At 71.7% G+C, this 18,303-nt stretch carries 16 protein-coding genes and 1 pseudogene; 11 read left to right on the top strand and 6 right to left on the bottom strand.

Features of this window, described 5'->3' with window-relative positions; translation table 11 throughout:
* Window positions 1-25: 25 nt before the first annotated feature.
* Window positions 26-793, top strand: a pseudogene (locus ABT171_RS09375) (sterol carrier protein domain-containing protein); the annotation flags it as partial.
* Here ABT171_RS09375 and ABT171_RS09370 read toward each other — a convergent pair.
* On the bottom strand, window positions 739-1,200 hold the full coding sequence (locus ABT171_RS09370) for an AAA family ATPase (protein WP_351241519.1): 462 nt from the start codon (window positions 1,198-1,200) through the stop codon (window positions 739-741). The pseudogene ABT171_RS09375 and the gene ABT171_RS09370 overlap by 55 nt on opposite strands.
* A 185-nt stretch (window positions 1,201-1,385) precedes the next feature.
* Between ABT171_RS09370 and ABT171_RS09365 the strand changes: the two genes are divergently transcribed.
* Window positions 1,386-2,558: a polysaccharide pyruvyl transferase family protein gene (locus tag ABT171_RS09365; protein WP_351241517.1), complete on the top strand. Its 1,173-nt coding sequence runs from the start codon at window positions 1,386-1,388 to the stop codon at window positions 2,556-2,558.
* Between the two features lie 33 nt (window positions 2,559-2,591).
* Complete coding sequence (locus ABT171_RS09360; RefSeq protein WP_351241515.1) at window positions 2,592-4,001, top strand: FAD-dependent oxidoreductase; 1,410 nt, start codon at window positions 2,592-2,594, stop codon at window positions 3,999-4,001.
* A 126-nt stretch (window positions 4,002-4,127) separates the two neighbouring features.
* On the opposite strand, the gene ABT171_RS09355 is transcribed toward ABT171_RS09360, so the two are convergent.
* Window positions 4,128-5,357, bottom strand: coding sequence for a cytochrome P450 family protein (locus ABT171_RS09355; protein ID WP_351241513.1), 1,230 nt, complete (start codon window positions 5,355-5,357; stop codon window positions 4,128-4,130).
* Between the two features lie 192 nt (window positions 5,358-5,549).
* Here ABT171_RS09355 and ABT171_RS09350 point away from each other — a divergent pair, with 192 nt between their 5' ends.
* Entirely contained in the window at window positions 5,550-6,524 is a 975-nt protein-coding gene (locus ABT171_RS09350) for an urea transporter (RefSeq protein WP_351241511.1), read from the top strand.
* A gap of 73 nt (window positions 6,525-6,597) precedes the next feature.
* On the opposite strand, the gene ABT171_RS09345 is transcribed toward ABT171_RS09350, so the two are convergent.
* The gene (locus ABT171_RS09345; protein ID WP_351241509.1) at window positions 6,598-7,134 is read right to left on the bottom strand and encodes a hypothetical protein; all 537 of its coding nucleotides are present in this window, start codon (window positions 7,132-7,134) and stop codon (window positions 6,598-6,600) included.
* A gap of 43 nt (window positions 7,135-7,177) precedes the next feature.
* Between ABT171_RS09345 and ABT171_RS09340 the strand changes: the two genes are divergently transcribed.
* Window positions 7,178-7,312, top strand: a complete 135-nt coding sequence (locus ABT171_RS09340; protein ID WP_351241507.1) for a hypothetical protein — start codon at window positions 7,178-7,180, stop codon at window positions 7,310-7,312.
* A gap of 10 nt (window positions 7,313-7,322) precedes the next feature.
* Here the strand turns inward: ABT171_RS09340 and ABT171_RS09335 are convergent, their stop codons facing one another.
* Complete coding sequence (locus ABT171_RS09335) at window positions 7,323-8,654, bottom strand: phosphatase PAP2 family protein (protein ID WP_351241505.1); 1,332 nt, start codon at window positions 8,652-8,654, stop codon at window positions 7,323-7,325.
* Window positions 8,655-9,093: 439 nt separating this feature from the next.
* Between ABT171_RS09335 and ABT171_RS09330 the strand changes: the two genes are divergently transcribed.
* From ABT171_RS09330 to ABT171_RS09315, 4 genes are all read left to right on the top strand, one after another.
* The gene (locus ABT171_RS09330) at window positions 9,094-10,338 is read left to right on the top strand and encodes an alpha/beta hydrolase family protein (protein WP_351241503.1); all 1,245 of its coding nucleotides are present in this window, start codon (window positions 9,094-9,096) and stop codon (window positions 10,336-10,338) included.
* A gap of 698 nt (window positions 10,339-11,036) precedes the next feature.
* A complete protein-coding gene (locus ABT171_RS09325; protein ID WP_351241501.1) occupies window positions 11,037-12,938 on the top strand; it encodes a glycosyltransferase family 39 protein in 1,902 nt (633 codons plus the stop codon).
* Window positions 12,939-13,171: 233 nt separating this feature from the next.
* A complete protein-coding gene (locus ABT171_RS09320; protein WP_351241499.1) occupies window positions 13,172-13,633 on the top strand; it encodes an SRPBCC family protein in 462 nt (153 codons plus the stop codon).
* A gap of 151 nt (window positions 13,634-13,784) precedes the next feature.
* On the top strand, window positions 13,785-13,961 hold the full coding sequence (locus ABT171_RS09315) for a cold-shock protein (RefSeq protein WP_351241497.1): 177 nt from the start codon (window positions 13,785-13,787) through the stop codon (window positions 13,959-13,961).
* 90 nt (window positions 13,962-14,051) lie between these two features.
* Here ABT171_RS09315 and ABT171_RS09310 read toward each other — a convergent pair whose 3' ends face one another.
* Window positions 14,052-14,285 (bottom strand): hypothetical protein, encoded by a 234-nt coding sequence (locus tag ABT171_RS09310; protein WP_351241495.1) that lies wholly within the window; start codon window positions 14,283-14,285, stop codon window positions 14,052-14,054.
* Between the two features lie 153 nt (window positions 14,286-14,438).
* Entirely contained in the window at window positions 14,439-16,079 is a 1,641-nt protein-coding gene (locus ABT171_RS09305) for a sigma-70 family RNA polymerase sigma factor (RefSeq protein WP_351241493.1), read from the bottom strand.
* Window positions 16,080-16,351: 272 nt separating this feature from the next.
* Between ABT171_RS09305 and ABT171_RS09300 the strand changes: the two genes are divergently transcribed.
* Window positions 16,352-17,503, top strand: coding sequence for a PP2C family protein-serine/threonine phosphatase (locus ABT171_RS09300; protein WP_351241491.1), 1,152 nt, complete (start codon window positions 16,352-16,354; stop codon window positions 17,501-17,503).
* 27 nt (window positions 17,504-17,530) lie between these two features.
* Window positions 17,531-18,205, top strand: a complete 675-nt coding sequence (gene phoU / locus ABT171_RS09295) for a phosphate signaling complex protein PhoU (RefSeq protein ID WP_351241489.1) — start codon at window positions 17,531-17,533, stop codon at window positions 18,203-18,205.
* The last annotated feature ends 98 nt before the right edge of the window (window positions 18,206-18,303 follow it).

The following is an 18,303-nucleotide window of genomic DNA, read 5'->3' as shown; positions in this document are numbered from 1 at the left end:
GGGCACCTTCGGTGCTCGAAAGGGACCGCAACCTGCCCGCCATGACGTCGGACGGGCGACCCGTCGGCACCGCCGGCGCGTACTCCGGAAGCGAGGGGAGTTCCTCTCCGTACTGCCGCGGGCGCGCGGAACGGCCGACGCCCCGGGGACCGGATCGGATTCCGGTTCGGTCGAGTTGCTGCGGCGTGCCGAGGCCGGCGAGATCCTGGAAATGGTTTGCGACCGGTAGCCCCGGGGCTCTCCGGCGTCGCGCTCCACCGGGACGCCGACGGGGTCCCGGACGGGTGCGCCGGCTACTCGGTCGAGTCCGGCGCCTTGACGGTCGACGAGACCGTCGCCACCGACGACGCCGTCTTCGCGGCCCTGGCCCGATGCGTGCTCGGGCACGCCCTGGTCACTCGGGTCGTGTTCCAGCGCTTCCCGCCCGGGCAGCCGCTGCGCCGGCAGCTTGCGGACTTCCGCGTCGGCCAGGTGAGCGACGACACCGACTGGCTCTGGGTACGGGTCGCTGGACATCCCGCGTGGGCCGACCGCGCGCGGCTGGTTCACGTTCACGGACGGCGAGCTCGTCCTCGGCGTCGACGACCCGTTCCTCGGCGAGCACGGCCGATACCTGCTGACCGTCCGGGACGGCAAGGCCGACTGCGTACCCACGGGCCGGGAGCCCGACCTGCCCCTGGACGTGAGCGACCTGGGCTCGGTCCACCTCGCCGAGCGCCCCCCGCGCTGTCTCGTTCCTCACCCTCGCACCTCGAAGCCGCCACGGCCGTCGAACCGCACCTCCCACACCTGATCGAATCCGTCCGCCCGGGACGGCTTGCGCAGACGCTTCATTGTGGCCAGGACGCCGACGTCCGGGACGCGCTCGCGGCCCTCGCGGCCGGCGTTGCGTCGCAGCGAGCCGGCCGGGTCCGGGGGGAACCAGTAGGCCGTGACCGTCGCTCCATGGGTGTGGGCCACCTCCACCAGGGGCGCCCACTCCTGCGGCGAGGGATTGGTGTTGTCCACCGCCACCGCCCGCTCGGCCGCCAGGTGCTCCGCCAGGAGCCGCAGCTGCCGCAGCTGCTTGTTCCTGGCGCCCCGCGGGAACAGGTCCTTGCTGACCAGCACGTACCGGTCGGACAGCCACTGTGCGTAGAACGTGGACTTGCCCGATGCCTGCAGTCCGACCAGCACGGCGACATCTGCTCCCGGTGCCATGCACGCCACGATGACACGCGACCCGCGGCGGAGGAAACCTGGCCGTGTCGCTGAGGGGCAGGCTCAGCTCCGACGTCGCAGCGTTCTGGTACAGAAGCGGCGAAAAGGGGCACACAGCAGACTGGTCTGTCTTCCGGTTCTCGCATCCGTGGAGCACTTCTGGTGAACGTCGTGAGGGAGCGGTCATGGACAGCGCAGGCGGCGTGACCGTGGGCGTGCTGGGCTCCTACGGGGGCCGGAACGTGGGTGACGAGGCGATCCTCACCGCCCTGCTGGACCGCGTACGGGCCGGACGTCCTCAGACGCGCTTCGTGGTCTTCTCCCGCAATCCCGTGCACACCCACCGGGTCCATCCGGATGTCGAGGTCGTCGGCTGGGAGGGCGTGTGCAGGGAACGCATCTCCGCGCATCTGCGCCGGCTGAGTGTGCTGGTGCTCGGGGGCGGCGGGATCCTTTACGACACCGAGGCGCGTCGATATCTGCGGATGGCCCGCACTGCCCAGGAGCTCGGCGTACCGGTGTTCACCTATGCCGTCGGGGCCGGTCCGCTCACCGACGAGGCGGACTGCGCGTGGGTCCGTCAGGTGCTCTCCGACGCGGCCGAGGTCACCGTGCGTGACGAGGAGTCGAGACTCGTCCTCGAAGAGGCCGGACTGGCCCGGCCCATCTCGGTCACTGCCGATCCGGCGCTGCTGCTCGTCCCGGGCGATACCGGCGGGGAGCTGCTGCGGGCGGAGGCCGTCCCGGACCGGGTGCGCCTGGTGGGGATGAGCGTACGAGAACCCGGGCGCGCGGCCGAGCATCTCGATGAGGACGGGTACCACCAGCTCCTTGCCAGTGTGGGCGATTTCCTCGTCCACCGGCTCGATGCCCACATCGTCTTCGTCTCCATGGAACGCGGCGACATCCGGCACGCCCACGCGGTGGTGTCGCGCATGGCCTCGGCGGACCGCTGCACGGTGCTGCGCGGCGACTACGCCCCGCAGCAGGTCCTCGACATCGTCACCCAGCTGGACCTGGCCGTCGGCATGAGGCTGCACTTCCTGGTGTTCGCCGCTCTCTCCGGGATTCCCCTGCTGCCTCTGCCCTACGCGGGCAAGGTCTTCGACTTCGCCCAGCAGATCGGCGCGCCCGCCCTGCGCGGGGTGATCAGGGAGACGACCGGGCTGCTGCTGGCGGAAGTGGATCGCCTGTGGGACGAGCGGCCCGCCCGGGCAGCCGACACGGCCGCGCGTACGGCAGCGCTGCGACTGCGGGCGGCGCGGACCGCCGACCGGCTCCTCGCCTATCTGGACGAGACCGCTGCACACCATGTCATCCGAGACGGCACGCCGGTGCCCGCCTCCACAGCGGGCTGAACCCGACGGCCACCGGTTTCCGAGGGAGTGACCGTGTCCTACCTGATGCCGCCCCGCGTACCCAGGAAGGTGGAGCTTCCGCCACGTCAGGCCCTGCACGCGGGGTCCACCCAGGTGCTGGTGATCGGCGGCGGGCCGGCCGGTATCGGCGCGGCGCTGGGCGCCGCGAACGCGGGCGCCGAGGTGGTCCTCGTCGAGCGCTACGGGTTCCTCGGCGGCAACGCCACCGCGGCACTGGTGATGCCGCTGATGAGTTTCCACAACGAGGTCAAGCAGGCCGTGGCCGGCGACACGACGCGTCTGCTGCCGCCCGACCACGGCGAGGGCGAGCCGGTCGTCGGCGGTGTGCTGTGGGTACTGCTCAACCAGCTGGTGCGGACGGGCGCGGCGATCCGGCCCTCCCTGGAGACCGGTTACACCGTGCCCTTCGACCCGGAGCTGTTCAAGCTTGCGGCCTACGAGCTGCTGGAGAACCACGAGGTCCGGACGCTCCTCCACGCCTTCGCCTCCGACGTCCTCAGCCTGCCCCAGTGCGCCCGTGCGGTGTTCGAGACCAAGTCGGGGCCCCTCGTCATGGACGCCGACGTGATCGTCGACTGCACCGGCGACGGGGACATCGCCGCGGCGGCCGGGGCGGCGTACGAGATCGGACGGCCCGAGGACGGCTGGACACAGCCCATGACGCTGATGTTCCGCATGGTCCGCTTCGACCACGACGAGTTCACCGCCTACACGCGCGCCCACCCTGACCAGTGGAGAGGCGTGCACGGGCTGTGGGACCTGGTCCGCACCGCCACCGACGCGGGAGAACTGGACCTGCATCGCGAGGACATCCTCTTCTTCGCCACCCCGAACACCGGTGAGGTGGCGGTCAACTCCACCCGGGTCACCGAAGTGCTCGGCACGAGCGTCTGGGACCTGACGCGCGCGGAGTTCACCGCGCACCGGCAGATGGCGCAGATCGCCCGTTTCCTGCGCGACCGGGTGCCGGGCTTCGCCGACTCCTACGTCGTCCAGAGCGGTGTCCAGGTCGGCGTCCGTGAGACGCGCCGGATCGTGGGCGAATACCAGCTGACGGGCGAAGACGTGCTCACGGCCCGCAAGTTCGACGACGCCATCGCGCGCGGCGCCTACCCGGTGGACATCCACAACCCGAGCGGCCGCGGTACCACGCTCAAGCGGCTGCCGCGCGGTGAGTCCTACGACATCCCCCTGCGCTGTCTCTTCCCCCGCGGCCTGGACCGGGTGCTGGTCGCGGGCCGCTGCATCTCCGGTGACCATGTGGCGCACTCCTCCTACCGCGTGATGCCGATCTCCATGGCCACCGGACAAGCGGCCGGCGTCTGCGCGGCCCTGGCGGCAACGCAGGGCCGACAGCCCCGGGACATCCCGGTGAGCGCCGTCCGGCGAGAACTCCGCTCACAGGGCGCGAGCCTGCACTGACCCCCGGGCCGCTCAGTCGTCCGTCGCCTTCGGCTCACCGCCCGGAGCGCCGATGCGCAGGCGTGGCCGGGGGCCGAGGTCCATGAACCGCCTGCGCCCCGCGCGAGCGCCGACAGGGGCCCCGGTTCAGCCTGCCCGGCCGCCGGGGGTGAACGTGACCGGAAGCCGCACCGGGCCGCGAAGGCCGCCGGGCCGCCAGCTCAGCTCGGCGGGCGGCACGGCCAGAGCCAGGTCCGCAAGGCGGCGCAGTGCCGTCCCGACGGCGATCTGGCCCTCCAGGCGGGCCAGTGGCGCACCCAGGCAGTAGTGGATGCCGTGCCCGAAGGCCAGGTGGCCGTTGTCATGCCGGGTGATGTCCAGCCTGTCGGGGTCGGGGAACCGCGCCGGATCGCGGTCGGCGATCGCGGACGCGACCAGCACGGTCGCGCCGCGCGGGACGGTCACACCCGCGATCTCGACGTCTTCGCGCGCGAACCGGGCGATGCCCGGGCTGACCGGGCCGTCGTAGCGGAGGAACTCCTCGATCGCCTCGGGCAGCAGTTCCGGACGGTCCCGCAGCAGGGTCAGCTGGTCGGGGTGGGCGAGGAGCGCGGCGAGGCCGCCGCCGATGAGGTTGACCGTCGTGACGTACCCGGCCACCAGCAGCAGGAAGGTCATGGCGATCAGCTCGTCGTCGTTCAGCCGTTGTTCCTCGTCGTGGGCGCTGATCAGCGCGCTGAGGAGGTCGTCCCCCGGCCGGGCCCGCTTGGCTTCGAGGTGCTTCGTCACGTACGCGCGCATCCGCTGCCACGCCTCGTTGACGACACCCGCATCGGGCATCGTCTCCCCGCGCACGAGCATGGCGTCGGTCCATCGCTGGAAGTCGTGCCGGTCGTCCACCGGCACGCCGAGCAGTTCGCCGATGACGGTGACCGGCAGCGGCAGCGCGAAGTCCGCCACGAGTTCGGCCCGGCCGGCCGGGACCACCGCGTCGAGCAGCCGGTCGGTGATCTCCTGGATGCGGGGCCGCAGGCCGGCGACCCGGTGTGCGGTGAACGCCTTCGACACGATGCGGCGCAGCCGGGTGTGGTCGGGCGGGTCGGAACGCAGCATGTTGCTCATCATCGACTCACGCTCGAAGGCGGGCAGCTGCTCGATGAGGCGGGGGTCCGAGGCGTCACGGACATCGCTGCTCAGCCTCGGGTCGGACAGCGCGGCGAGCCCGTCCTCGTAGCGTGTGACCAGCCAGGCTTCCAGGCCGCCCGCGATGATCGCACGCCGGACCGGGCCGTCCTCGCGCAGCCGCCGGTAGAGCGGGAAGGGGTCCGCCACGAAGGCGGGGTCGCCATAGGGGAGCAAAACCGGCTGCTGGCTCATCACGCCTCCCGGGGTGTACCTGGATTGTCCTGTATCGCGGCGGTCCTCGCCCTCTTCACCGACCGCACGCCCGCCCGAGCGGGGGCGGCTGCTCCCGTGCCGGCCCGCCTAGCCAATAATGTCGCACAGCGGAAACGCAGTGCCGCAAAGCGGAAAAGTGACTGGGGGTTGGGTATGTGGCGCAAGGTGCGGGTGAACGTGCCGGCGGTCGGCGCGTTCGTGCTGCGCGGCGTGGCCCAGGTCGTGTTCCTGGACAGCGCTTGGGCGGGCGCTGTCTTCGGCCTCGCGCTGTGCACGGCGGACTGGCGGTACGGCGCCTACGGTGTGGGCGGCGCCGCCCTGGGCACCGGCGCCGCACAGCTGCTGGGCGTGGCCCGCGACCGGGTGCGGACGGGGCTGGAAGGCTTCAACTCCTGTCTGACCGCGCTCTGCTTCGCCGTGTTCTTCGAGGCGGGCAGCCTGTCCACGGTGCTGCTCGCCGCCGCGGCCTGCCTCGTGGTCACCGTCATAGCAGCGGCCGTGGACCGCCTGCTGCACGTGTGGGCGCTGCCGACGCTGACCCTGCCCTACTGCCTGCTGGCGGGCGCGGTCACCGTTGCCGCGCCCGCGTTCCGGCGGATCCGGCCGCATGGCGGGAGCGTCGCGGCGCTGCCCCACGCTGCCTCCGGACCCACTGTGCTGCGCCTGAACGACGTGGGGGCGGCGTTCTTCCGCAACCTGGCGCAGGTCTTCTTCCTGGATCAGTGGTACGCGGGGGCCCTGCTGCTTGCCGGCCTCTTCCTGGCGAGCCGGGTGGCGGGGTGGGTGGCCTGTGCCGGCAGTGCGGCAGGCATTCTGACGGCCTGGGCACTCGGAGCGCCGGCCGCACGGATCGCCGACGGCACGATGGGCTACAACGCGGTGCTCGTCGCGCTGGCGCTGTGCGGGGTGTTGCTGCCCGCCACCCCGGCGACCCTGTCGTACGCGCTGCTGGGCGCCGCGACCGCCTCCGCCCTCACCCCGGCCCTCGCCCATCTGCTGGCCCCGTCCGGCGGCCGCCCGCTCACCTGGCCGTTCGTGCTGACGACCCTCGGCTTCCTGCTGGCAGCCCGCTCCTTTCCCCGGATGACCGGCCTCCGGGCACCGGCGACCGGGCAACCCCGGGCCGGGACGACGGGACGCGCCTGAAGCGGCCGAGGCGCGGGGTCCGCCCCCGGTTGAAGTCGCCGACGGGCTGGCTGACAGTGGGAGACATGGGCCGTCACCGGCGCCCTTCCAGGAGGGCCCCGTGGATCGCGGCCGGTGCTGCTGTGCTCGTACTCGGCGGCCTCGGCGTATGGCTGGCGATGCCGAACGGCGGGACGCCCAGGCCCCACCCGTCGGCCTCCGGGAACCTGTCGCTGCCGACGCCGAACCCGCCGCGGTCCCCCTCCCCTGCCCCGGAAACGTCCGGCACCGCAGGGTCGACACACACCGGCACGGCCGCACCCAGACCGACACCGACGCCCACTGCACCGACACCGACGCCCACTGCACCGACGGCGACGAGCCGGCCCCCGGGGGCACCGACCAACGAGCCGACGCACCGCCTGACGTCGCCTCCCCCGTCAGCCGCGCCGACGCCGGCCGCCCGGACACCGCAGGCGACCCCGGAACCCGCCCGGTCCACGGCACTCCCGCCTCCGGCACCGACCTCGCGGACCACGACACCCCCGACGCCGACGCCCACGAGGCCCTCGGCCTCCGCGCCGTCCCCCGTCCCCACGCCGACGGCCAGTGGCAGTGGCGCGCCGGCCACGACGTGGTACACCTCCCCCGCAGCGGTCGCCGCCGCTCACCGCATGGCCGCCGCCGGGGCGGTCGGGGACCCCGCGTGCTCGCTGGCCGCCGCGGGCCGGCCCGACCCCGGTCTGGTCCCGCGGGGCATCCGCATCGGCATCGGTGACTACGACGGCTACTGGTGCCTGATCTGGTAGGTCCCGCCCCTCAGGCCAGTGCCGGTTGCGGCTCCGGTAGCTGAGCTGTCGCGGCCGTCATTTCCCACCGTTTGGTGGTCCGCAGGTACCCGTAGACCACTGAGGCCATCGCCAGCAGGAGAAGTGGCCCGAACGCCCACGGATACCTGGCCATCTCCACCGGAAGAAAGCGGTACGACAGCAAGAGCGCGGCAAAGACCACCGCGCCGTGGAGGACCATCTGGATTCCGGACCGGTCCCAGCCGCGGTCGAGCGAACGCAGCGCCGCCTCGATCGTGACGGCGAATACCAGGCCTGCGACGAGGTCCACGCCGTAGTGGTAGCCGAATCCCAGCGTGGCGGTGAGCGTGGCGATCAGCCAGAACGTGCCCGCGAACCGCAGAATCCGCGGACCCTTGCGGGAGTGGATGAAGATCGTGGTGGCCCACGCCGTATGCAGGCTCGGCATGCAGTTGCGGGGAGTGATCCCGTCGTACGCGATCGGGTGCGGGTTGTTGACCGCCGGCGGCGTGTGGGGCCACAGGTCCGCCACCGCCCAGTGCAGGCCGCCGGTGCCGAAGGCGCCCGGGCCGTAGGCGAAGACGGGACCCACCACCGGGAAGACCATGTAGATGCTCGGCCCGACGAGCCCGATCACCAGGAAGGTGCGCACCAGATGATGGCCCGGGAAGCGGCGCTCGACCGCCACATTGCGCAGCTGGTACAGCGCGACGACGACCGCCGCCACCGCGAGCTGCGCGTAGATGTAGTCGAGAAGATGGGCGCCGATCGGGCCGGTGGCCCCGACGATCCGGCCCACCACCCATGACGGGTTGCCCAGTGCGTGATCGGCCGTGGCCACGTACTGGTCGAGCACCGACGGGCGGGTCCTGGACGTGATGAGCAGCCAGGTGTCGCCCGTCTTCCGGCCGGTCACCAGCAGCAGGCCCAGCCCGACGCCCTTCAGCAGCAGGGTGCGTTCGGCGCCGGTGCGGCGGGTGAGGGCGATGACCGCGCAGCCCAGCATGACCCACAGCGCGCCGTTGCCGAAGGGGTGGCCCTCGGTCGCCTTGACGCCGAGCACCCACCGCACCAGCACGAAGACGACGTCGACGCCGATCGCGACACCGGCCGCGATGAACCGTTGCCGCCAGGTGAGCACCACCATCATCAACGCCATGCCGGCGTACAGCAGCGGCCCCGATTTCGGCGCGAAGACCACCTCTCGTGCCTGTTCGGTGAGCGGCCCCGGCTGACCGTAACCACGCGCGGCGATCTCCAGCGCGATGAGGAACCCGAGGGCTGCCACACCCACCGCGGCCCACAGGATCGCCCGTGGCCGACGCCACGCGGCGAAGTCCATTCTGTTGTTTTTTCGCGAGGATTCCCGCGACGCTTTGGATATCAATTTTTCAGCCGATGTGTCAGATTTCAGGGCGATCGTTCGTGGGTTCGATCATGTTATCGGAATGGAGCGGGCCGGTTTCGCCGGTCAAGGGTGGCGCGTAGGCCGGTCGATCCCGTGCTGAACACTCCTAGCATGTCGAGGCGCGACTCGTGGCGGATCGTGGGGGCGTGGTGACGCCGCCCAGGTGGTGCGCGGGTCCGGGAGGGCGCCGCGAGTGAGCCGTCGGTCGGGCGGTGGGAGCAGCGGTACGGTGTGCCGCAGACCATCACGGGCCCAACGCCCTAGGACCGACCAGGGGAGTTCCATGCCACACCGCCGTCCGCGCCACCGCCGCAGACTCATAGCCCGTGCGGTCGGTACCGCAGGCGCTCTGGCTGTCGCGGTAAGTGCCGGAATGACGCCGGCGACCGCCGCCGAGAAGGCACCCCACACGCCCACGGCCACCGCGTCCGCACCCGATCAGGCCGCGCCGTGGGCACCCGAGAACGACAGCGTCCCGCCACAGAAGGCCGTCCACCCGGCCCTCGGGCCCAGCCTCGGGCGCAGCCCCGCTCTCCAGCTGACGCTTCCCGCGCCGAGCGGTCGCTACGGAGTCGGCACGTTCAGCCAGCACCTCGTCGACAAGTCCCGCACCGACCCGTACGTGTCCGGCAACAGGGCACGCGAGGTGATGGTGACGTACTGGTATCCGGCCGCCTCCACGTCCGGGCACCCTCAGACACCGTGGATGCCGTCGCTCTCGGGTAACCACTTCCTCGCCTCGCGCGGCCTGTCCCCGCGGCAGGTCACGCTGCCGCAGACCGGCGGACACGCCCTCGCCCCGGTCGACACCCAGCTCGGCAAGCTGCCCGTGCTGCTGTACTCGACCGGTCTGCACTCGGACCGCGCGATGGGCACGGCCCTCGCCCAGGACCTCGCCAGCCGCGGCTACCTCGTCGTCACCGTCGATCACACCCACGACGCCAATGAGGTCGAGTTCCCGGGCGGACGGCTTGAGGTCAACCGCATGCCGGCCGGCACCCATTCGTCCGACACGCTCAACGTGCGCGCCGCCGACATCCGTTTCGTCATCAACCAGCTCGGCACCATCGCCAAGGGCGGCAACCCGGACGTCGATCACGCCAAGCTCCCCTCCGGTCTGTCGCACGCCGTGGACACGTCCCGCATCGGGATGTTCGGCTGGTCGCTGGGCGGCGCGGCGGTCGACACCGCCATGCAGCTCGACCACCGCATCGACGCCGGCGCCAACCTGGACGGCCAGCTCTTCGGCTCGGCGCCCGGCAAGGACCTGAACCGCCCCTTCATGTTCTTCAGTTCCGGCACCCACAACCGGAACAACGACTCGTCGTGGCGCGAACTGTGGCCCCATCTCAAGGGGTACCGGGTCGACATCCAGCTGCACGGCTCACGGCACCGGTCGTTCAGCGACAACGAGGCGATGGTGCCGCAGGAGGCCGGCCTGCTCGGGCTCTCCCCCGACCAGCTGAAGCAGCAGTTCGGCACGATCGATCCCGACCGGGCGATCAAGATCCAGCGTGTCTACCTCGCCGCCTTCTTCGACCAGGAGCTGCGCGGCAAGCACAGCACTCTGCTGGACGGACCCGCCAAGAGCTACCCGGAGATCTCCTTCGTCCGCTGACCGGACGCTCCACGAACGGGCCCCCGGCTGGGGGCCCTCCCTTCCGGCTAAAGTGGGCGACTGTCGAACATTCGAGCGCTCGTCGCCGGTTGAGAAAGGACCCCCTGCCCTGCCCACCGCTTCCCGGGCGCCGCGCCGACACCGCACCCCCCGCCCCACCGATATGCCGCGGCTCCGCGGGGGCGGGCCCGCCGGGCACCCCGCTCGCCGTGCCGCTGCCGCAGGTGGCCGCCCTCGCCGTGACCGGCCCGGGCACCGGGACTTCCGCTGCCGTGCGGGCCGTGCGTCGGTGTCGCCGATCGGGGCCCACGTCGCCGCTGTGACGTCCGTCCACGGCATGACGCAACCGCCGGGTGGGCTCGGGCACAGGGCGCCGCGCGCCGGCAGCAGACCTCCGTGCTGCAACCGTGGCAACAGGCGCACCGTCTACATGCTCGACGCCCCCGGCGACGTCGGCGTCACCCACGCCGGCGGGCGGCGTCGCCGACCGCGGCCGACGAGCACCGCGGCCTGTCCCTGCACCTCGACGACCGGAGCCGCCACCGCTTCCTCCCCAGCCGCTCCGCCGCCGACGGCCCGACCGGCCACGGACTTCCGGGCGGTGTACCGCCGGACTCCCCCGACCACGCCTGCGATCTCCGAGCCGCCCGCCGCGTGACCCGCCGCACCGCCTGACCACCGATCCGAGGACCCACCCCATGGCCACCACTCCCACCGCCCAGCCCCTCGGCCACCCCGGCCGCCGGGCATCGCACCGCCACGACGGCCGGCCGGAGACCCCGTTGCGCTGGGAGCGCCCGGCGCTCGCCGCGGTCCTGGCCGTCGCCACGTTGCTGTACGCCTGGGGCATGGGGCACGCCGCGATCCATCCCTACTACAGCGCGGCGATACGGTCGATGGCCACCAGTGGGCGCGCCTTCCTCTTCGGCGGTCTCGACCCCGGCGGTTCGATCACCCTCGACAAGCTGCCCGGCGCCTTCTGGCCCGAGGCCGCCTCCGTCTGGCTCTTCGGGCCGCACACCTGGGCGGCCGCGTTGCCGCAGGTCGTCGAGGGCGTGCTGACGGTCTGGCTGCTCCACCGGATCGTACGGGCCTGGGCCGGGCCGTTCGCCGCGCTGATCGCCGCGCTGACGCTCACCGTCACGCCGGTCACCGTCGTACTCAACCGGGCCACCATTCCGGACACCGCACTGACCCTGCTGCTGGTGGCAGCCGCGGGAGCCCTGCAGAAAGCGGTGCGGACCGAGCGGCTGCTCCCGCTGGTCACCTGTGGTGTCTGGGTCGGCCTCGCCTTCCAGGCGAAGATGCTGCAGGCGTGGCTGGTGCTGCCGGTCTTCGCCGTCGTGCACCAAATCGCCGCGCCCGGCACCCCGTTGAAACGAGCCCTGCGCTGTCTGCTGGGCGGCGTGGTCGCTCTGGCCGTCTCCTGCTCGTGGGTGCTGCTCGCCTGGCTGACGCCCGCCGCGAACCGCCCCTACGTCGACGGCACGTCCAACAACAATCCGTTCAGCCTGGTCTTCGGCTACAACGGCATGAGCCGCTTCAGCGACGACCCGACCGCGTTCGGTGCCGTCGCGGGCACGGCCGCCAGCCGGACCGACGGAAACACCGGCTGGGGAATGCTGGTCAACCACACGGTCGGCCCGCAGATCGCCTGGTTCCTGCCGCTCGCCGTGCTCGCCGCCGTACTGGGCCTCGTCTGGCGCGCCCGCGAACCTCGAACCGACCTCCTGCGCACCGGATTTCTCCTCTGGGGCGGGTGGCTGGCCGTACACGCCGTGGTGTTCAGCGTCTCCAACGGCAACCACCCCTACTACACCGCCGTCATCGCCCCGGCACTCGCCGCGCTGGCCGGCGGGGGGCTCGCCCTCTTCCGGTCCGAGCACGAGGCGGGCGGTCCTCGGCGCGTGGCGCTACCGGCGGCCATCGTGCTGACGGTGGCCTGGGCGCTGATGCTCGACTGGGCGACCGGATTCGTCTCCTGGCTGCTGGCGCTCGCCGTGATCCTCGCGGTGGGCGGCGCGCTGGGCCTGTGGTTCCGCGGGCCGCGCGCGTCCGGCGGGCTGGTGCAGGGCTCTCTGGCCGCCGGCGTCGCGGCCACCCTGCTGGTCCCGCTCGGCTGGGCCGCCTCCTGCCTCGATCCGCTCTACGCGGGCGCCTCCACCTCTCCGACGGCTGGTCCGGTCGGCAAGGTCTACCGCGAGGCCCTCGACCACCCGTCCGCCCTCCGCCGGGTGGGCCTCGACCAGCCCAGCCGCCGCGACACCGCCCTGCTCGACTACCTCATCGCGCACCGCCACGGCGAGAAGTACCTGCTGGCGACCCAGGCCGCCTATCCCGCGGAGCGCCTGCTGCGCGCCGAGTCCCAGCCCACGCTCGTGATGGGCGGCTTCACCGGCAAGACCCCCTTTCCCACCGCCGAGCAGCTCGGCGACCTCGTCACCAGTCACCAACTGCGCTACGCGCTGCTCACTCCGCGGCGGCCCGCGACTCCCGCCACAACCTGGGTGAAGTCCCACTGCACCCGCCTCCGCCCCAAGGCCTACGGGTGGCGCACCAGGGGCAGCTTCGCCCTCTACGACTGCGGCCGACAGGGCTGAGACGGCGACCGCGGGCTCGGACCACGTGTCCGGCTTCGGCGCCGATACGCGTGGGCAGCGGTTCCACGGCGGCGTCGGCGGTCGACGGCCTCATCGGCATCACCGCCGGAGCCTGTGACGGCACGGGTGCGGACGGTGGCCGGGACGGCGCGAGCCTGAGGCCGGTGGGTGGTGGTCGGAGTTCCCTGGGTACTCGGCTCCAGCAGCAAACCGACGCAACGGAGGCAACGCTGATGAGTACGGTCAGGGAAACGGTGGAAGTCGACGTGCCGGTGCACACCGCCTACAACCAGTGGACGCAATTCGAGAAGTTCCCGGACTTCATGGAAGGCGTGGAGGAGGTCAGGCAACTGGACGACCGTCACAACCACTGGACCACCAAGATCGCTGGAGTACGGCGGGAGTTCGACACCGAGATCGTCGACCAGCTCCCCGACGAACGCATCACATGGCGCACCACCACAGGCGACGCGACCCAGAAGGGCTCCGTCCGCTTCGAGCGCGTGGACGACACGCACACCCGGGTGGAACTCGTCATGGATGTCGAACCCAGCGGGGCCGCGGAGAAGGTCGCGGACATGCTCGGAACCCTCGACCGGCGCGTCAAGGGCGACATGAAGCGCTTCAAGCAGTACATCGAACAGCGCGGAGAAGAGTCCGGAGCCTGGCGCGGACGCATCCGGCCCGGGGGCTAGCGGTTCCGGGGAGTCCCCGCCGTTCGGGCGGCTGACATCCGGTCAAACACTGGCCGACGCGCCGAGGGACTCTTTCCTTCTCCGCTCACGTCGGGTGATGCTCTGCTCACCGGGGGAGATCAGCAGCCGCCAACCCACGGAGGAACAGACGATGCCTCTCGGAACAATCGTCGTGTACAACAGGGCGGACGGCGTGGGCGTCATCACCGACGAGGACGGCGAGAGGCGCCCGTTCTCCGGCATGGAGACGCAAACGACCCGCGAAGGTCAGCGCGTGGTCTTCGACGTCGTCGGCCACAAGGCCACGAACGTGATCGCCGTTCGGTGACCGACCTGTTCACCAGCGCCCCGCCCCGGCAGCATCGGGAGCGGGGCGTGCTGCTGTTCGCACGCGCGGTGGGCCGCCGGTCCGCCGCGTTCAACCGAGCATCTCCGCCAGGACCGCAGCCACGACGGTGAGCACGGCGACCGGCAGTATGACCCTGCGCAGCTGAAGCAGCAGACCGGCGAGGTCGTGGCCAGGACGGGCCGACGGGCGCCGCTGATCGCCGTGCCCGAACAGAGCCCGGCACCAGCGGCACTCCCCTCCCCTGTCGTCCGGACGCGAGGCGTCGGCCGGCTGGGCGAAGGCCGTACCGTCTCCGTCCTCCATCGCAGCGCTCATGCCGGATCAACGACGCGTCCCGGCGCCGGGCCACCGTCAGGAGTCGGCTCGTGATCCCTCCGCCGCAGGATCGTGACCGAAGGATCCCGAACCGAGGACGGGGCCCCACGGGCCTTTCCGAGAGGCTGCGGCCGGGGCTTCTCACAGCCTGGCGCCGAAGTCCTGCGTCCACCAGGGGCCGCCCGTGCCCTTGTGCACGCCCACGCCGATGTCCTTGAAGGAGCAGTTGAGGATGTTCGCTCGGTGACCCGGGCTGTTCATCCAGGACTCCATGACCGCTGCGGCGGTCTGCTGTCCCTGGGCGATGTTCTCGCCGTAGGTGGACCACCGGTAGCCGGCGGCGGTGATGCGCTGTCCGGGGTCGGCGCCGTCCGGGTTGGTGTGGTCGAAGAAGTGGCGGGCGGCCATGTCGTCGGACTGGCCCTGGGCGGCCTTCTGCAGTTGCGGATCCTCAGCGACCGGGCCACAGCCGGCGGCTGCCCGCTCCTTGTTCACCAGGGCGACCACCTGGTCGACCGTGTCGGTGGGCTGGGCGGGACCCGGCGTCGTCCTCGCCGGGGCCGGAGCCGGTCGGGTGGACTGCCGGGCCGTGGGAGTGCTCTTCCTGGCGGGGCTCTTGGTCTTGGCAGGGCTCGGCTTCGTCTTCTTCGCCGCGGAGGGAGACGGGGAGGGCGAGGCCGAAGGAGACGTGTCGTCGGCCGTGCGCGTGGAGAGGTCCGGGACGGGTACGGCTGCCCTTTGCTCGGCGTTCGTGCGGTCGGGGCCAGGACCGGAGCCCGTACCGAAGTACCACAGGCCGCCCCCCACGACGCAGGCCGCGACGACGGCGCCGCCGACGGCGCGGCGCCGCATGCGCCGACGGCGCCGCGACCGGCTGCGCGAGCCGGCGGCCGTGTCCCGTCCACCGCGTCGCCCGGTGCCGGGGCGTGCCCGGGTGCCGTCGCCGAAGCCGTCGAGCGGTGCGGCGGAACCAGCCGGAACGAGCGTCCCGGAAGCGGAGAACTCCCTGGCCAGGAGCGTGGACGACACCGCGACCAGCGCCAGGCCGGCCAGCAGTCCTTCCGCGGGCATCAGTCCGCTCCACAGCCCACTGCAGCGGGAGCAGCCGCGCGCGTGCCGGGCTATTCGTTTGCGCCACAGCGCCGACGGCCGGCCGTCCCAGGGGGCCAGCACGGTCCGGAGCTCCTCGCACAGCGGCCGTGCGTCGAGCGCTCGTACCACCACGCGGGCCGCCTCAAGCTGCGCCTTCATCCGCTGCACCCGGACCGCTGTGTGCTGTGGCGACAGGTCCAGCGCCGCGGCGACCTCGGGCCGGGTGAGTTCGCCCGCGCACTCCAGCCACCACAGTGACAGCAGTCCCCGGTCGTCGGGCTCCAGCCAGCGCGTCGCCCGGGCCGTCTCCTGGCGTTGCCCTGCGAGCTGGAGCTGCACCACGGTCAGGTCGACGAAGTCAGCACCGGGATCGGCCAGGTCCTCGGCCTCCTCCACGGTACCCGGGGCGGAGCGCCGATGCTCCCAGTGCGCCCGGACCTGGTTCATCGCGATCGCCACCAGCCAGGACCGGAAGCGCTCGGGTGTCCGCAGTCCGTCCAGCCCGTCCAGGGCACGCAGCATGGTCTCCTGCACTACGTCGTCGACATCCACCGAGCCGTTCAGAGCCCGGCCGACGATGTTGTAGACCAGCGGGAGGTACGCGTTGACCAGAGCGTCCTGAGCCTGCGTATCGCCCTCTCGGGCGGCTGTGACCAGTACCGCCGTCTCCACCGCGTCCTGCGTGCTCATAAAAGTGCTTCCCATCCTTGAGGCCGAACGATTGTGTCCGATACCTGGGAGACCGCTCGATGCGCCCCCGATAACACTTCTTCCGGACCGAGTTCCGGCCCGTGCCGGCGCATCGCCCTCGCAGCCGCCGGACTCCTCCCGCGGACGGCCTCGCCGGACTCACGCAACGGCCTCCCCCAGCACGTCACCCGGCGCTGAGTGTCCGCTCGTCAGCGGTGCCGCGATGGTGCAGTGTGGAAGACGTGGATGTCCGGCGAGACGTTGCTGCCGGTATGCGACAGCCAGGGCAGTCGAGTCATGCGCTGCTGCTGATCCCCCTCGTGCTCATCCTCGTCATCACGGTGGCGGACCAGCTGGTCCCGGCCGACATCCATCTCGGGCCGCTGCTGGTCATCGCCCCCGCGATCACGGCGTCGTTCGCCGGTCCCTGGCTGACCGGGCTGATCGGTTTCCTGACCGTGGGGGCGCAGGCCTACATCGGCTGGCACTTCGGCGTGCTGTTCTCGCGCAATGTGCTGGTGCAGCTCCTCGCGCTGGCCGTGCTGTCGGCTCTGACCGTGTTCTACTGCGTGGTGCGTGAGCGGCGCACGCGCCAGCTGGCGCAGGTGCGCATGGTCGCCGAGGCCGCGCAGCATGTTCTGCTGTGGCCGTTGCCGGAGCAGATCGGCTCGATGAGGATCGCCTGTCTGTACTTGGCCGCCGAGGCGGAGGCGCAGATCGGCGGTGACCTGTACGCCGCGACGCCCACCGACAGGGGCGTACGGGTGATGATCGGCGATGTGCGCGGCAAGGGCCTGTCCGCCATCGGTGAGGCCGCGCTCCTCATCGGAGCCTTCCGCGAAGCCGCCCACCACCACACCTCGCTGCCGACGCTGGCCGCCGCCCTGGAGCGCAGTGTGGCCCGCAACCTGCCCGAGCTGGAGCCGGACGAGGAACTGGGCGAGCGGTTCGCCACGGTGATGCTGGTGGAGATCTCCGACGAGGGCCACGTCACCCGGATACTCAGCTGTGGACACCCCCCGCCCCTGCTGCTCAGTCCCGGGAGCGCTGTGACCGTTCCCGTGCACCCGGCGCCTCCGCTCGGGATCCACGGGACGTCACCCGGGGACTACACCGTCGACGTGTTCTCGTTCGAGCCCGGCGACACCCTCCTGCTCTACACCGACGGCGTCATCGAGGCCCGGGACGCCGACGGCGCCTTCTATCCGCTCCCGGAGCGGGCCGCCCAGTGGGCCGGGAGCAGCCCCGAGAAGCTGGTGCACCACATCCGCCGCGATCTGCTCGATCACGTCGAGGGACGCCTCGACGACGACGCCGCGCTCATCGCGCTGTGCCGCACGCCCAGCCCCCATCGGGCCCATCGGCACGGGCCGGGCTTCCATGTCGGTGGGTTCGCTCACGGCACCGGACCGGTGCCTCGCTGAGGTGCCCCGTCCTGCGGAGGGAACGCGATGCGAGAGGCGTACCACGAAGAACTGGCGTCGCTCAGTGACGGGCTGGTGGAGATGGCCCGGCTGGTGGGCTCCGCGATCGGCCGTGCCACCACCGCGCTGCTCGACGCCGACCTGCAGGTCGCCGAGGGCGTCATCTCGGCCGATGTGCAGGTCGACGACCTGCAGAGGGATCTGGAGGAACGGGCGATCGCCCTGCTGGCCCGGCAGCAGCCCGTCGCCACCGACCTGCGCACCGTGGTGACCTCCCTGCGGATGAGTGCGGACCTGGAGCGGTGCGGTGACCTGGCCCGGCACGTGGCCCAGCTGGCCCGGCTGCGGTATCCCGGGCACGCGGTACCGGGCGATCTGCACCGGACGGTCCTGGAGATGGGCCAGCTCGCCCAGCGCCTGATGGCGCAGGCCGTCGAGGTGCTCGTCACCAGGGACGTCGAGGCGGCGCTGCAACTGGAGCAGGACGACGACCGCATGGACGAGCTGCACCGCATGATCTTCCGGCACCTGATGGACGGCCGGTGGCAGCACGGCGTGGAAACCGCCGTCGACGTCACGCTGGTCGGCCGCTACTACGAGCGCTTCGCGGACCACGCCGTGTCGGTCGCCCGGCGCATGGTCTTCCTGGTCACCGGCGAACACGCGGACGAGTACACCGCCGACACCCCCTTTGCTCCCTAGGGTCCGTCGTCACACGGGAGGGGCGTCGGTCGCCGCGGGCCGGTCGACGGCGCGCCGGCGCCCGCATCGCCTTCCCGGGGTGACGCCGACCGGCCGAA

It is taken from the genome of Streptomyces sp. NPDC001851 (genome assembly GCF_040297165.1).
GTDB lineage: Bacteria > Actinomycetota > Actinomycetes > Streptomycetales > Streptomycetaceae > Streptomyces.
This window is presented reverse-complemented; position numbering and strand designations above follow the sequence as displayed.